12 protein-coding genes are annotated in these 16,371 nt (G+C 37.8%); 5 read left to right on the top strand and 7 right to left on the bottom strand.

Annotated features, from left to right (window positions below):
• Positions 1 to 212 precede the first annotated feature (212 nt).
• Positions 213 to 2,627 carry a S9 family peptidase gene (locus GUU89_RS07860; RefSeq protein ID WP_162127397.1) on the top strand — a complete coding sequence of 805 codons (2,415 nt, stop codon included), beginning with the start codon at positions 213 to 215 and terminating at the stop codon, positions 2,625 to 2,627.
• On the opposite strand, the gene GUU89_RS07855 is transcribed toward GUU89_RS07860, so the two are convergent.
• Complete coding sequence (locus GUU89_RS07855; RefSeq protein ID WP_162127396.1) at positions 2,604 to 3,578, bottom strand: ABC transporter ATP-binding protein; 975 nt, start codon at positions 3,576 to 3,578, stop codon at positions 2,604 to 2,606. The two genes, GUU89_RS07860 and GUU89_RS07855, sit on opposite strands and share 24 nt — an antisense overlap.
• Before the next feature lie 180 nt (positions 3,579 to 3,758).
• Between GUU89_RS07855 and GUU89_RS07850 the strand changes: the two genes are divergently transcribed.
• Complete coding sequence (locus GUU89_RS07850; protein WP_162127395.1) at positions 3,759 to 5,531, top strand: beta strand repeat-containing protein; 1,773 nt, start codon at positions 3,759 to 3,761, stop codon at positions 5,529 to 5,531.
• Positions 5,532 to 5,621: 90 nt separating this feature from the next.
• Here the strand turns inward: GUU89_RS07850 and GUU89_RS07845 are convergent, their stop codons facing one another.
• The 4 genes from GUU89_RS07845 to GUU89_RS07830 form a co-directional block, all read right to left on the bottom strand.
• Positions 5,622 to 6,932, bottom strand: a complete 1,311-nt coding sequence (locus tag GUU89_RS07845) for an ABC1 kinase family protein (RefSeq protein ID WP_162127394.1) — start codon at positions 6,930 to 6,932, stop codon at positions 5,622 to 5,624.
• Positions 6,929 to 7,603, bottom strand: coding sequence for a TetR family transcriptional regulator C-terminal domain-containing protein (locus GUU89_RS07840; protein WP_162127393.1), 675 nt, complete (start codon positions 7,601 to 7,603; stop codon positions 6,929 to 6,931). The genes GUU89_RS07845 and GUU89_RS07840 overlap by 4 nt, the downstream gene beginning before the upstream one ends.
• Before the next feature lie 157 nt (positions 7,604 to 7,760).
• Complete coding sequence (locus GUU89_RS07835) at positions 7,761 to 8,456, bottom strand: OmpA family protein (RefSeq protein ID WP_162127392.1); 696 nt, start codon at positions 8,454 to 8,456, stop codon at positions 7,761 to 7,763.
• Positions 8,457 to 8,461: 5 nt separating this feature from the next.
• Complete coding sequence (locus GUU89_RS07830) at positions 8,462 to 8,938, bottom strand: lipocalin family protein (protein ID WP_162127391.1); 477 nt, start codon at positions 8,936 to 8,938, stop codon at positions 8,462 to 8,464.
• Between the two features lie 177 nt (positions 8,939 to 9,115).
• On the opposite strand from GUU89_RS07830, the gene htpG reads away from it, so the two are divergent.
• Positions 9,116 to 11,017, top strand: a complete 1,902-nt coding sequence (gene htpG / locus GUU89_RS07825; RefSeq protein WP_162127390.1) for a molecular chaperone HtpG — start codon at positions 9,116 to 9,118, stop codon at positions 11,015 to 11,017.
• Between the two features lie 127 nt (positions 11,018 to 11,144).
• Positions 11,145 to 11,558, top strand: a complete 414-nt coding sequence (locus GUU89_RS07820; protein WP_162127389.1) for a DUF2721 domain-containing protein — start codon at positions 11,145 to 11,147, stop codon at positions 11,556 to 11,558.
• Positions 11,559 to 11,616: 58 nt separating this feature from the next.
• Here GUU89_RS07820 and GUU89_RS07815 read toward each other — a convergent pair whose 3' ends face one another.
• The gene (locus GUU89_RS07815; protein WP_162127388.1) at positions 11,617 to 12,357 is read right to left on the bottom strand and encodes a hypothetical protein; all 741 of its coding nucleotides are present in this window, start codon (positions 12,355 to 12,357) and stop codon (positions 11,617 to 11,619) included.
• Positions 12,358 to 12,805: 448 nt separating this feature from the next.
• On the opposite strand from GUU89_RS07815, the gene GUU89_RS07810 reads away from it, so the two are divergent.
• Positions 12,806 to 13,159: a helix-turn-helix domain-containing protein gene (locus GUU89_RS07810; RefSeq protein WP_162127387.1), complete on the top strand. Its 354-nt coding sequence runs from the start codon at positions 12,806 to 12,808 to the stop codon at positions 13,157 to 13,159.
• Between the two features lie 83 nt (positions 13,160 to 13,242).
• Here GUU89_RS07810 and carB read toward each other — a convergent pair whose 3' ends face one another.
• The gene (carB, locus tag GUU89_RS07805; RefSeq protein ID WP_162127386.1) at positions 13,243 to 16,095 is read right to left on the bottom strand and encodes a carbamoyl-phosphate synthase large subunit; all 2,853 of its coding nucleotides are present in this window, start codon (positions 16,093 to 16,095) and stop codon (positions 13,243 to 13,245) included.
• Positions 16,096 to 16,371 lie beyond the last annotated feature (276 nt).

Below are 16,371 nucleotides of genomic sequence, written 5' to 3'. Positions count from 1 at the left end.
GTTATTGTTTTACTAAAATCGATAACACAAATTTAGCAATCTTATATTGCTAACCGTCTTTTTTGTGTTCCTTTTTAAAAATCAATAAAAAATCAGGATTCGCTATTTTTTTGCTTTAGGGTAAGTTTAACAAAATCTTTACTTAATTGTAACCATTACCGCTTATTTTAGACCAACATTTATCAAAAATAATCAAACCTAATTTTTAGCTTATGAAATTACGTTACACCCTACTGCTTTTATTTATCGGGCTTGGATTTTCAGTCAGTGCCCAAGAAAACCTGACTTACCAGAAACCTTCAGCAGAAATCTTGGCATTAGCCGATTATGAAAGAGCGCCAAGCGTTAGTATGGACTCTAAAAAAGAATACATGCTTTTTACCTATCGCAGCACTTATAAATCACTCGATGATTTAAATCAGGAAGAAATGCGTTTAGGCGGTTTGCGGATCAATCCCATAACCAATATTTCGAGTTCGGTTACGTATATCAATAATTTAAAAATCAGGAAAATAACCGACAAAACGGAAACCCAAGTTAGTGGTTTACCCGAAAATCCCAGAATTACCAATGTGTCTTGGTCACCCAACGAAAAGAAAATCGCTTTTACCCACACCACGGCTACCGGTGTTGAACTTTGGGTACTTGATGTCCCTTTGGCAACCGCAAAAAAAGTTACGGAAGCCAATCTGAATGCCAACTTGGGCAATCCTTTTAACTGGATGAAAGATAACGAAACCCTACTGGTGAAAATGTTACCCAAAAACCGTCCGGCGCTAATTGACCTGAAAAAAGATTTACCTAAAGGACCAACCGTTTCCGTAAGTGATGGTTCAAAATCACAAAACAGAACCTACCCCGATTTATTAAAAAACAAAACCGATGAATTCAATTTTGAAGCTTTGGTGACTTCTGAATTGTATAAAGTTTCGTTGTCCGGTAAAACGGAATTATTTAAACCCGCTGCCATTTATGCCGGAGAAAGTTTTTCGCCTGACGGTAATTATTTAATGCTGTCTACCATTCAAAAACCATTTTCGTACATCGTTCCGCTGAGTCGTTTTCCTCAAAAATCAGTCGTTTATGATTTGACCGGAAAAGAAATAAAAGTAGTTAACGAAGTTCCGTTAAATGAAATTATGCCCAAAGGATTTTCTTCCGTAAGAAAAGGAAAAAGAAACATGAATTGGCGCGCTGATAAACTGGCGACGCTCAATTATGTTGTAGCATTAGACGAAGGAGATCAGGCCAACAAAGCTGATTTCAGAGATGAAGTTTTTAATTGGGAGGCTCCTTTTACCAATGAACCTAAAACCATTTTAAAAACACAACAACGTTTTTCAGGCATAACCTGGGGGAATGACAATGTCGCCATAGCTTATGACGAATGGTACGACACCAGAAATGGTAAAGTTTATTTAATCAATCCGTCCAACCCTAGTCAGGCTCCTAAAATTATTTCAGACAGAAATTCACAAGATATTTATTCTGATCCGGGTAATTTTGAAACCAAACGAAACCAATACAACCGTTATGTTTTAGCTATTGAAAACGACAATATGTATTTAATTGGCGATGGCTTTACTAAAGACGGACAGTTTCCGTTTATTGATGAATTCAGTTTGAAAACCTTAAAAACAAAACGCCTCTACACCTCAACTTACAAAGACAAGAAAGAAGATTTACTATCGATTGAAGATTTTAAAAAAGGAGAGGTTTTAGTTCAAATTCAATCCAAAAATGACTATCCGAATTATTATTTCAGAAATATCAAATCGAATAAGCTAACTCAAATTACCAACTTCAAAAACCCTTTTGAAAGCATCAAAAATGTGTACAAAGAGGTTATTAAATACAAACGTAAAGATGGTGTGGAATTGTCAGGCACCTTGTATTTGCCGGCCGGATATGACCGAAATAAGAAAACAGAGAAATTACCTTTATTGATTTGGGCCTACCCAGCGGAATTTAAAGATAAAAACTCTGCCGGACAAAGTGATAAAAACCCTAACGAATTTACTTTCCCTAATTATGGTTCGTTTGTTTATTGGGTAACCAAAGGCTATGCCGTGTTGGATGACGCTTCGTTTCCTATCATTGGTGAAGGGACTACGGAACCCAACGATACTTTTATCACCCAACTTGTTGACGATGCCGCATCGGCTATTGATGCCGTAGCTGATTTAGGCTATATCAATCGTAAAAAAGTGGCTATTGGCGGGCACTCTTATGGTGCTTTTATGACGGCAAACTTACTGACACACTGCAATCTTTTTGCTTGCGGTATTGCCCGAAGTGGCGCTTATAACCGAACATTAACACCGTTTGGTTTTCAAAGCGAGCAACGAAATTATTGGGATGTTCCTAAGGTATACAATGAAATGTCTCCTTTTATGAATGCCGAAAAAATGAAAACGCCATTGCTTTTAGTTCATGGAGATGCCGATAATAATCCGGGCACTTTCACCCTGCAATCCGAACGTTATTTTCAAGCTTTGAAAGGACTCGGCGCTCCGGTTCGTTTGGTTTTATTGCCAAAAGAATCACATGGTTATGCTGCAAAAGAAAACATATTGCACCTACTTTGGGAGCAAGATCAATTCTTAGAAAAATATTTGAAAAACTAAAAAAAAAGCCCTGAAATTAAACTGTTTCGGGGCTTTTTTTTCAAGAAAGACTCTAGTATTTAAAGGAATCGCTGTGGCATGTTCAAAAAAAAGAATCTGATTGTCATAACGTCCTTCCAACAAATAATGACTGCCACGATAATAACTTTTAAGCACTTCAACTTCCCATTTTGATTGGGCCACTACTTTGAATTGGTTCGGATAGACAAAGTGGGTTTTTCCATCAATGATAATTTCATTTACATCACCAAAAAGCGAGGCAATGTATTTATTTTGGGGCTGATGGTAAATAGTTTTCGGAGTTCCGTTGGCAATAATTTTACCTTGTTGCAATACTAAAACCGCATCGGCAAAAGATAAAACATCAGTGCTGTCATGAGTGGCGATAATGGTGGTAATTCCTTTTTCTTTGAGATAACCGAACAATTTTCGTCGCAGACTGTTTTTTCGAAAATTGTCAATATGACTAAATGGTTCGTCTAACAAAAGCACCTCCGGTTCTAAGGCTAAAACTCGAGCAATAGCAACACGCTGCATTTGTCCGCCACTTAAATTTTTTGCTTTGATATTGGCAAATTCTGTCATTTCCACCACCTCTAATAACTCGGCGATGCGTTTATCTTTTTTTTCAGGATAAAAATTAGAAAGATATTTACCTACATTCTCTGCCACGGTGATGTAAGGCATTAAATCAAAATCTTGAGCCAAATACTTCATATAATCCATACCGGGAATCAAATGGAATTTTGGTCCCAACACCTCTTGTTCATTCCAAAAAATCTGCCCTTCTGTTAAATCATACAAACCATAAATTAACTTAAGCAAAGTACTTTTACCGCAACCGCTTTCGCCTATAACAGCTAAGTTCTTCCCTTTTTCCAAAGAAAAAGAAAGTGAATCCAGTGTCACATCGTTTTGATAAGAAAAAGAAATATTTTGAACTTGTAACATGAGTGATTTAAAGTTGCAAAATTGAACATTCTGCCAAGAAATAAAAAATATATTCGATAATACTGCGTGTTTCTTACCGTGATTTCTATAAAACTTATCGATTTTGACTGTTTATCATTCGTTTTTCAGTCAAATAAATTTACATTTGCTTAACCCCTAGTCTGTAAATTGCTCGAAATCATGAAGGTAAAAATTTACTTTAGACTTTTTCTATTTTTATTGTTTGTACCGGCTTATGCACAAGTTGGTGTGGGTACTATTACGCCCAATGCCCAATTAGAAATAGCTTCAAGCAATCAGGTTACGCCTGCGAATACCGATGGGATTCTGATTCCTAAAGTTGATGCATTCCCAATTACCAACCCAACAGTGGCACAGCAAGGCATGTTGGTATATCTTACTACCACATCCGGGACTAATTCTCCGGGATTTTATTATTGGAACAACCCTTCTACCAGTTGGATAGGCCTTCAGACAACGGCTAATACAGATTGGACTATTTTGGGAAATACCGGAACCAATTCGGCCACTAACTTTTTAGGGACTATCGACGATAAAGACATCGTTTTCAAAAGGTATAATATAAGGGCCGGTTTTATTGGAAATCCGGATACTTCCATTGGTAATATGAATACTTCTTTTGGAGCAAACACCTTAAATCCTGCTACAACCGGAACCCGAAACACTGCTATCGGCACCAATGTAATGCCTTCCAATACTACAGGAAACATTAATGTAGCCATAGGAGAACGCGCACTATTTACCAATACAATTGGTGTGGAAAATGTGGCAGTTGGCGTTGGCTCTCTTTTCTCGAATTCAAGTGGTAATTATAATACAGCAGTTGGGCGTAATGCCCTAACCAGTAATGCCAGTGGAGCCTCAAATACCTCAATAGGATATGCCGCTCTATCTTTTAACACCAATTCTTTTAATACCGCTGTTGGTAGAGATGCCTTAAGAACAAACTCAACCGGAAGTGAAAATACCGCGACCGGAGTTAATGCTTTATATGCCAATGTTGGTGGTATCGGTAACTCAGCTTTTGGTGTTAAAAGTTTAAGAAACGCAACCGGTAGTTACAATGTGGGTATTGGTTATGAAAGTTTGTTCTCTAACAGTGCAGGTGGTTACAATGTAGGCATAGGATACCAAGCCGGTTATAACGAAACCGGAAGTAATAAATTATACATTGAAAATTCCAATGCAGATGCCTCCAATGCTTTGATTTATGGTGAATTTGACAACAATATTGTTAGAGCTAATGGTACTTTGCAAATCGGGAATCCGGCCACAACAGGTTATGCCTTTCCAACATCGAGAGGAACTAGCACTTATGTATTGCAAACCAATGGTAGTGGGAGTACATCTTGGGTTGCTCCTTCAACATTAACTGTTACAGAAACCGACCCGCAAGTATCTTCAGCAACTACCTATGCTATTCCCAAATGGAATGGCACCACACTAGTTGACGGAGTAGCTGTTGATGACGGCACTAATGTTGGTATTGGTGTTAGCCCATCGGTCGGAAATAAATTGGAAGTAAACGGTAAAACCAAAACTACCAATTTTCAAATGACTAACGGAGCGGCGGCCAATTATGTGCTGCAAAGTGACGCGGCCGGAAATGCCAGCTGGAATAGTCTTCCGGTAAATACCGTTTTACCCTACACAACAACGGGGGCTTCAACCGGAATTTATACGGTTGCATTAACGGAATATACCGTCAGAGTGTATGGCGGCGTTTCAGAAGTCAGATTACCTAATGCCGTTGGAAATATCGGAAAAGTATATATTATTATAGGAAGTAATGGCATCGGTTCTAAAACGCTGTCTACTAACGGCGGTACCATTTATGATGATGTTACCAATACAACGATTACCACTATCAGCGGAAGTCAGCGGTATATGATTCAAAGTGATGGAACCGGCTGGATAGTCATTGGCAATTAATATCCTCTTTTTATAAAAGAAAAGAGCCAAACTCAAACGTGGAGTTTCGCTCTTTTCACCCTAACCAATAAATAAACAATCTATTTTTAATTATGTAATATATTTTTCGAATGACTTAGTGTCTATTCGGGCTTTTAAGTCGTGTAATAAATTATACAATCCGAAAAATGTTCTGTTGATGTATAAAAAATGCTTTGAACCTCGGTTGCCATTCATTTTTCGGAGCTGAGTATCTTTGGAAAACTCCTCTCCCATTTGAGCTATTTGTCCAAAAAAAACTTCTTCCGAAAAATCAAAAGTAGCACCATGAAACGGTTTGGTAAACAAACTCAGCAAATCATGAAATAGTTGCGTAAAATAGGCTAATTCTTTCTCAGAATCATCGGCTCTCAAAATCTCGAGTTCATATAATTTTTCGACAAATAATTTCGGATTATCGATAACTTCAGGTCTTGCCAATTCAAAATAAGGAACATAAAATTCTTCCGGAACCTGCTTCATACAACCAAAATCAATGGCCACCAAAGTATTATTGGTATCAATCAAAAAATTTCCCGGATGCGGATCAGCATGCACTTGTTTTAAATGATGCATTTGATACATGTAAAAATCCCAAAGTGCCTGTCCAATTTTATCACTTTTGACTCTATCTTCATTGTGTGCCGTAAATTCGGAAAGATGCTCCCCATCAATCCATTCCATAGTTAAAATCTTTTCCGAGGATAATTCAGGATAGTATTTTGGGAAGCGCAAATTTTCAATCTTTTGACACCAAGCTGAAACCTCTAAACTTTGTTTCAACTCTAATACATAGTCGGTTTCTTCGAGTAATTTGTCTTCAACTTCTTTGAAATATTTCTCCGAATCTTTGCCTTTCAAATTAAACATTCGAGTAGCAAAAGGTTTTACCAAAGCCAAATCTGAACTAATACTATCCGACACTCCCGGATATTGGATTTTCACAGCAAAAATTTTCCCATCCTTAGTTGCCTTGTGTACCTGACCGATACTCGCCGCATTCATAGCTTCCGGGGTGAAAGTGTCGAATATAGCTTCGGGGTATTGCCCCAAATATTTTTTAAATGTTTTTCTAACCAAAGGCGCAGATAATGGCGGGACTGAGAACTGAGACAACGAAAATTTATCCACATACGCTTGTGGCATAATGCTTTTATCCATACTCAGCATTTGGGCTACTTTCAAAGCACTGCCTTTCAAGTTTTTCAAACCGTCGTAAATATCTTCGGCATTGTTTTCGTTTAGTTTATCTCTATTTAAAGAAGGATTCACCATTTTTTCGCCATAATAGGCAACATAATTTCCTCCTACTTTAATGCCGGTTTTAACTAATTGTCCGGCGCGTTCGAGTTTTCCTGTTGGAATTTTATCTAATGTTTTCATGATTGCATTTTTTCTTTCCAAAGGAATTTCCCCAAATCGAATAAACTTTCCAAGGGTTTTGTATCTAATAAATCTACTACGGTATTCACCGATTTCTCAATCAGTACATCTGTTTTTTCAAAACCTTTTGAGGTGTCTTCTATCCAAAACTTCAATAAAAATAAGAACTGAAGCCAAGCCCCTTCAGAGAAAACAGGTTCGGTTACTTTCGCCACTTTCCCGAATACCTCTGATGGTTTTGACTTTATTTTACTTACGATATAGGCTTTAAAATGGTTTCTGAAAAGGGTTAAATTTTTCAAATTCTTCAATCCTTCTTTATTTTCCTTTAAAGAAAACAGCACATAGCTTCTGTTCAGCGTCAGTATTTCAAACAAAGTAAAATACAACGTGAGTAACTTATTTTTATCTGAATAAGTTTCAAAAGCAGGCTCTTTTTCAATAGTAGCTACTGAATTTTCAAAAAACTTTACCCATATCTCTTGCCTTAAAGCATTTAGCGATCCAAAAAAACTGTAGAAGTCACTTTCATCAATAGCATGCTTTTTGCAAAAAATAAAAACATTCTTGGGCGCTTCATGCCTTTCTAAAACATCATTCATGTACAACGAGATAATCTCAAGATCATTCAGCAGTTTTTTCTTTGCTTTGGTAGTTTTTGTTGTTGCCATACTATTTTTTTTATTGGACGATAAAGTTACAAACTGTTTAATAATTACAATAAAAACATAAACAAAAAGTTTTGTTAAATGTTATTCAAAAAAAATGAAAACAAAAAAAAGCGCTCACTTTTGATGAACGCTTTTAAGTTATAATATGATAGAAGATTTATTTTCCGGCTTCTTTTTTAGCCTCTTGTACCATTTTCTCATTGGCTGTGATGGCAAACTCCACACGACGATTCTGACTTCTTCCTTCTGGAGTATCATTGGTTGCAATCGGATCGGCTATACCTAATCCTGTTGTAGTAAATCGACCTGATGACAACCCTTTTCCGGCTAAGTAAGCTTTTACCGAAGCAGCTCTTTGGTCTGATAATTTCAAATTATATTCGGCTGTTCCTGTACTGTCAGTATAACCATAAATTTGAATATTAGTATCAGGATATTGGTTAAACACCGGTACTAACTTATCTAAATTAGCTTTAGCCGCAGCTGTTAAGGTAGATTTATTAGTATCAAAACGAACAGCATTTTCCCCTAACACTAAACGAATCCCTTCGCCTACTCTTTCTACTTGAGCACCTGGTAAAGCCGTTTCAATTTCGCGGGCTTGTTTATCCATTTTATTTCCGATAACTCCACCGGCAACACCACCAATGACACCTCCAAGTACAGCACCTAAAGCACCATTACCGCCTTTACCGATATTGTTTCCTAAAATCCCGCCGATAACAGCACCCCCAACAGCACCAATAGCAGCACCACGTTGTGTTTTGTTAGTATTTTTTACCGCCTCACAACTGGTGAAAACCGTAGATAAAAGCAGAACGCTTCCTAATAAAATTGTACTTATCTTTTTCATTTTTTTTAGTTTAATTTTTCAAATTGATATACTACGTCGGTCATATTTCCGGCTACGTTAATTCGGTCAATCAGTTGAAATGATGACTCTGTTTGATTGGCTACTCGCAATACATAGCCGGCTTTTACCGTTTTAGCTTTGGCTTCATCCAAAATCTTCATAACAAATTGTCCTTCTTTATTAATAAACCAAGTAATTGGCGTAGTGTAAGCGGTACATTTCGGACTTTCTAAAGCCAATATTCCTTTGTTGTTGTTAGATACAAATTTCCATTTGCTGCCAATAAAACATTTCGAATCCGCTAAGTCAAAGGAGGTTACTTTTATAACATCCGAACCGGGATAAGTTACTGACGAAATCATCCAATTTCCTTTAATGGCTACTTCTGATTGAGTGTCCAGTTTAGTACTGGTAGCCGAGTTTTTTGATTTACAGGAAAAAATCAAGAGCGATAAGAAACTAATTAAAATAATTTTTTTCATGCTTGTTAGAATTATGTTTTTATAAACACAAATATACGCTCATTTTTAAAATGTCATTTACATTATCTCAAAGAATTATTATAGAATTATTACTACGCCAATTTGTCATAAGTTCTACAATTGGTATTAGTTTTGACTGATACATTTCCAAATCGTTTAACATAAAAAAAGAACCCTATGACAACAGGAAAAATTAATGTATCAGTAGAAAACATCTTTCCGCTAATCAAGAAGTTTTTATACAGCGACCACGAAATTTTCTTGCGTGAATTAGTATCCAACGCAACGGATGCCACTCTAAAATTAAAACACTTAACCAGTATTGGCGAAGCCAAAGTAGAATACGGCAATCCCATCATCGAAGTTAAAATTGACAAAGAAGGCAAAAAGCTTCACCTCATCGACCAAGGGTTAGGGATGACAGCCGAAGAAGTAGAAAAGTACATCAACCAAGTGGCCTTCTCAGGTGCCGAAGAGTTTTTGGAAAAATATAAAGACTCTGCCAAAGATTCAGGCATCATTGGTCATTTCGGTCTTGGTTTTTACTCTGCCTTTATGGTAGCCGAAAAAGTAGAAATCATCACGAAGTCCTATAAAGAAGAACCGGCAGCGCATTGGACTTGTGACGGTAGCCCTGAATTTACGTTAGAACCGCATGACAAAACCGATAGAGGAACCGAAATCATCCTGCACATTGCTGAAGATTCCTTAGAATTTTTAGAAGAATACAAAATCCGTGAACTGTTAACCAAATACAACAAGTTCATGCCGGTGCCCATTAAATTCGGTACCCGTAAAGAAAAAATCGAACAGAAAAAAGGAGAATCAGTTGACGAAGCTGACAAAGACAATATTTTTACCGAAGTAGAAGTTGACAACATCATCAACAATCCTAATCCGGCCTGGACGAAACAACCGGTAGATTTGACTGAGGAAGATTATAAAAATTTCTATCGCGAATTGTATCCAATGCAATTTGAAGAACCGCTATTCAACATTCATTTGAATGTAGATTATCCGTTCAACTTGACGGGGATTTTATATTTCCCGAAAATGTCAGCCGATTTACAATTGCAAAAAGACAAAATTCAATTGTACCAAAATCAAGTTTATGTAACTGACAACGTAGAAGGAATCGTACCTGAGTTTTTAGGTATGCTAAAAGGAGTGATTGATTCACCGGACATTCCATTGAATGTGTCGCGTTCATACTTACAAGCGGATGGCAATGTGAAGAAAATTTCCAACTACATCACGCGTAAAGTAGCCGACAAACTAAAATCGTTATTCAATGAAAACCGCGAAGACTTTGAAAAAAAATGGAACGACATCAAAATCGTTTTGGAATACGGAATGTTATCCGAACCTAAATTCTACGAAAAAGCCGGTGACTTTGTTTTATATCCAAATGTAGCCGACAAGTATTATACTTTGGCCGAATTAAAAGAAGCCATCACAGCGAACCAAACCGATAAAAACGGGAAATTAGTGGTATTGTATGCTTCCAATAAAGACGCGCAACACGGTTACATTGAAATTGCTAAAGACAAAGGCTACGAAGTGATTTTATTAGATTCTCCTATCGTTTCGCATTTGATTCAAAAATTAGAAAGCGATAACGAAAACATGACTTTTGTTCGTGTTGATTCGGATCATATCGATAAATTAATCCAAAAAGAAGACACTCAGATTTCAAAACTATCGGAAGAAGAAGCCACAAAACTGAAAACGGTTTTAGAAGAGATTGTTGCCAAAGCCAACTATTCGGTACAATTAGAACCGATGGACAGCACTGCGGCACCATTTATTATCACGCAACCTGAATTCATGCGAAGAATGAAAGAAATGAGTCAATCTGGTGGCGGAGGTATGTTCGGCATGGGCAATTTCCCCGAAATGTACAACCTGGTTGTGAACACCAACTCTGATTTGGCCACAACCATTTTAACCGCTTCGGATAAATCAGCTCAGGAAAGTTTGGTAAAACAAGCCTTAGATTTAGCCAAAATATCCCAAGGTTTATTAAAAGGCGAAGAACTAACCGCTTTTGTAAAAAGAAGTTTTGAACTCATAAAGTAAAGACGTCATTAATCGCGTCTCAACGATAAAAACCTGCAAATAAGACTTGCAGGTTTTTTTATGAAATTATTTTCCGAAATTCGTAATTCGTAATTCGTAATTCGTAATTCGTAATTCGTAATTAAAAATGACCCTCCACATCGAAACTCCCGCGCTCCTATTCTCTGCCACCTCATTAATATTGCTGGCCTACACGAACAGGTTTCTAACTATAGCCCAAATTGTCAGAAGTTTGAAAAAACATTACGACGAAAACCACACCAAAAGTATTTTACTTCAAATCAAAAACCTCAACCTCCGATTGTCATTAATACGGTACATGCAACTCTTCGGTGTACTGTGTTTGTTTCTTTCCGTCTTTGCCATGTTATCCTTATTTTTAGAACAACAAACCATGGGCATTTGGCTTTTTGGTGTCAGTCTACTTTCGCTTTTGATTTCGCTGGGAATTTCTTTCTGGGAAATCAGCATTTCAGTTACAGCCCTGCGTTTTCATTTAAGTGATTTGCTGGAAGAGGAAGAAAAAAAACCTAAAAAATAAAGAATAAAAAAACGCCCAAGCTTTACCTTGGGCGTTTTGGTTTGAAATAAACTCTATTTTAGTTATAAAAATACTGAACCGAATTAGAATGGCTTCCCTCATTCCAATCCTTAGTTGCCGGGAAATTCTGCCCATTGTAAGTATAGGCATAGGTAATGGTCGCCGATGGAAAACCTTCATGAGTTTCGGTTACTATGTTATGAAAAACGCCCAACGGGTCACCATCAACAAAATTGATTTTATCAACGCCGGTTACATTTTTAAACGGACTGTTTTTAGTATCATAACTATACATATACATCCCATCTGAACTCGAATCTATCATACTAACGTCACCATTTACAAAACTGATAGTCCCTGTACCTGAAAAAATACTTTGAACATCAGCATCTCCATATAACTTAGTTACCGAAATAGTACCGTTACTATTGTGAGTATACAACTCCCTGCTACCATAATCATTCGTGATTTCTATCCACGCATAATTGATTAATTGATTATTGCTATTATAGACATAGGTTTCCTCATAAATTTTCACATCCGAATCATCATAGTATTCTACTTTGGTCAACAAATCACCTGTATAATAAAACTTCTGATAATAACCGTTAGAAGCCATCCCTTCCTTTATCTTTTTTCCATCATAAGTAAAAGTGGTTGTAACCGGAGTACCGCTATCATAGGTAGCAATGGTCTTTGTCATCAACACATCATTTTCAGCCGCCGGAGAGGAATCACTCGAGGAGCAGGAAGCCAACAACAAAGACGATAAAGCTGTAAGCAAAAGTATTTTTTTCATAAGTAGCGTATTTTATAATTTAGTGGAGCAAGTATAAGAAAAATTAACAGTTAACGAATCATAAATCCGAACCAAATCAAAAAAACATCCATTTCTTTCCCGAAACGCTATAGTAAAAACACTGGTTATTAGGATAATCCCATATCCCTTTGGGGTAATACCATATCTCTTTGGGGAAATCCAATATCCTTTTGGGAGAATCCAACATCCCTTTGGGGTAATACCATATCTCTTTGGGGAAATCCAATATCCCTTTGGGAGAATCCAATATCCCTTTGGGAGAATCCAATATCCTTTTGGGAGAATCCAATATCCCTTTTGGAAAGTCCCAAACTTTCTTAGGCTTTTCTTAAATTTTCTTGGGTTTATACCAAATTCAGTCAAAATTGCACACTATTTGTTAGTATCCAATAAAAGAATAAGAAGGTCTAATCAAATAACAATCAATATGAAAACATACCAAAACACCACCGCCGAGCTACCACACATGGGTACTTTTATCAAAAATAAAATCGAAGAACACAACATAACCTATGCCCAACTATCCCGCAGGATGAATATCCATCAGTCCACCCTCTACGGCTATTTCGTTCAGGAAACACTGCAAACAAGAATCATCTGGAAAGTATCGCAAGCCATCGGATACAACCTCTTCACCGATTTAATTCAACTCCTTCCCGTAGAACTCCAAAACACCAATAAAACCGTCTTTCAACATACCATCGAAGCCCAACAACAGGAAATAAACGACCTGAAAAAAGAAATCTCCATCTATAAAGAAATCCTAATCAAAAAATCATAAAAAAACCGCCCCAATAAAGAGGGCGGTTACTATATAAAAAAGGAATAACTTGTAACTCGTAATTCGTAACTCGTAACTTAAAACTATTTGCTCAAGTACATTTTACGTCTCGAGTACAACTCATAAAACTGGTCATCCTTCAAATCATCAATAAACAAAATACTCTCTCCCGTCGATTTCATTTCAGGGCCCAAAGCCTTATTCACATTAGGAAACTTACTGAACGAAAACACCGGTTGCTTTATAGCATATCCTTTCAATTGAGGATTGAACGTGAAATCAGTTACTTTATTTTCACCCAACATGACTTTGGTAGCATAATTTACATAAGGCTCACCATAAGCTTTCGCAATAAAAGGCACCGTACGAGAAGCTCTCGGATTGGCCTCAATAATATAAACGATATCATCTTTAATGGCAAACTGTATATTGATTAACCCGACGGTTCGCAAGGCCAAAGCAATTTTCTTAGTATGATCTTTGATTTGTTGCATTACAAATTCGCCCAAGTTAAAAGGAGGCAAAGTCGCATTACTGTCTCCTGAGTGTACCCCACAAGGTTCAATGTGCTCCATGATTCCTATGATGTAAACGTTTTCGCCGTCACATATCGCATCGGCTTCCGCTTCAATCGCTCCGTCTAAATAATTATCCAAAAGCAATTTGTTACCGGGTATGTTTTTCAGCAAATCAATCACATGCTCTTCCAACTCCTGCTTGTTGATAACAATCTTCATCCCTTGACCACCCAATACATACGAAGGACGAACCAATAACGGGAAGTCGAGTACATCTGCCAAAGCCGAAGCTTGATCGGCATTCTCAGCTACACCAAACTTAGGAAATGGTATGTTTAATTCTTCTAATAGTTCAGAGAATCTTCCGCGGTCTTCGGCTAAATCCAAAGCGTCAAACGAAGTTCCTAATATCTTGATACCGTAACGGTCTAATTTTTCAGCCAGTTTTAAAGCGGTTTGTCCACCCAATTGCACAATAACACCTTCCGGTTTTTCATGTCGAATGATATCATAAATGTGTTCCCAAAATACCGGTTCGAAGTACAACTTATCAGCCGTATCAAAATCAGTAGAAACCGTTTCCGGGTTACAGTTAATCATGATGGTTTCGTAGCCACACTCTTTGGCTGCCAACACGCCATGTACACAAGAGTAATCAAACTCAATCCCCTGCCCGATTCTGTTTGGCCCTGAACCTAAAACGACTACTTTCTTTTTATCAGTAACAATACTTTCGTTATGAACGTATCGTTCGCCATGGGCCGTCTGAATCTCAGCTTCAAAAGTAGAATAATAGTACGGAGTCATAGCTTTAAACTCGGCCGCACAAGTGTCAACCAATTTATAAACCCGCCTAATGTTCATTTCGTCGCGCAACTTATACACCTGACTCTCCAAACATCCCATCATGTGGGCAATTTGACGGTCGCCGTAGCCTTTTTGTTTGGCTTCAAGCAAGAGCTCTCTTGGTAAAGTATCGACTTTATAATTGGAGATTTCTCTCTCTAATAAATATAATTCTTCATATTGTTTCAAGAACCACATATCTATCTTAGTGATTTCGTGTATTCTGCTCAATGGAATGCCCATCGCGATAGCATCATAAATCACAAAGACTCTGTCCCAACTCGCAAAAGTCAGTTTCTCGATAATTTGTTCGTAATTCTTATACCCTTTTCCATCCGCTCCGATTCCGTTTCGCTTAATCTCTAACGATTGAGTGGCTTTGTGCAACGCCTCCTGAAACGAACGACCAATTCCCATTACCTCACCTACTGATTTCATTTGCAAGCCTAAAGTTCTGTCCGAACCTTCAAATTTGTCGAAATTCCAGCGCGGTATTTTTACAATCACATAGTCCAACGTAGGTTCAAACAACGCCGAAGTGGATTTGGTAATCTGATTTTGTAATTCATTCAAATTATAGCCTAAAGCCAATTTGGTGGCAATCTTAGCAATAGGATATCCTGTAGCTTTAGAGGCCAAAGCCGAAGAACGAGACACACGCGGATTGATTTCAATGGCAACTATATCTTCTTTTTCATCGGGGGAAACAGCAAACTGCACATTACATCCTCCGGCAAAATTCCCGATAGAGCGCATCATCAAAATCGCCATATCACGCATCTTTTGGAATGTTGTATCGGATAACGTCATGGCAGGCGCCACGGTAATTGAGTCCCCGGTATGAATCCCCATCGGGTCCATATTTTCGATGGAACAGATAATGACTACGTTATCATTTTTATCGCGAAGTAATTCTAATTCGTATTCTTTCCATCCCAGTAAAGCCTTATCAATTAAGACTTCGTGAATGGGTGACGCTTCTAAACCACGGGTTAGCAACTCATCAAAATCTTCTTTCTTGTGTACAAAAGCCGCACCGGTACCGCCCAAAGTAAACGACGGACGAATCACCAACGGAAAACCAAACTCTTGCGCAATTTCTTTTCCTTTTAAGAAAGACGTAGCGGTTTTGGCCGGTGCCGTGGGAACATTTATTCTTTCTAATAGTTGTTTGAACTGTTCACGGTCTTCGGTAATGTTAATCGCATTAATATCAACACCAATTAATCGCACTCCGAAATCCTGCCAAATTCCTTTTTCATCAGCTTCCAGACAAAGATTCAAAGCCGTTTGTCCTCCCATGGTGGGCAACACCGCATCAATTTGCGGATGCTCTTTAAGGATTTGAATGATGGATTTAGTGGTTAACGGTAACAAATACACATGATCCGCCATAGAGGGGTCAGTCATGATGGTGGCCGGGTTGGAGTTGATTAAGATTACTTCGATTCCTTCTTCTCTTAAGGAGCGAGCGGATTGGGAACCGGCATAGTCAAATTCACAGGCTTGTCCGATAACAATAGGTCCGGAACCAATAATTAAAACCGATTTGATGGAGTTGTCTTTAGGCATTGTAGTTAGTTTGTTGTTGCTTGTTAGAGACAAGTCGCGACTTGTCTGTACGTTGTGTTGTTGTGTGTTGTATTTTATGCTTGGCCCTAGCCCCGATAGCAGTGGACCCAAGGCCCCTGGACGAACTGGCGCAGCAAATCCTTTTTGCTTTTTAAAAGTAAAAAGATTGCAACGAACAGCGGGAAATAGCTCCTAAAAATTATCATTAGTTATAAACAGGTTTAAAAAAAAGCCGCTACTAATAAAAGTAACGGCTTGATATTGATTAATTGCTAA

This window comes from Flavobacterium phycosphaerae, from assembly GCF_010119235.1.
In the GTDB taxonomy this organism is placed as follows: Bacteria; Bacteroidota; Bacteroidia; order Flavobacteriales; family Flavobacteriaceae; genus Flavobacterium; species Flavobacterium phycosphaerae.
Note: the sequence above shows the minus strand (reverse complement) of the source record. Positions and strands in the feature narration are given on the sequence as shown.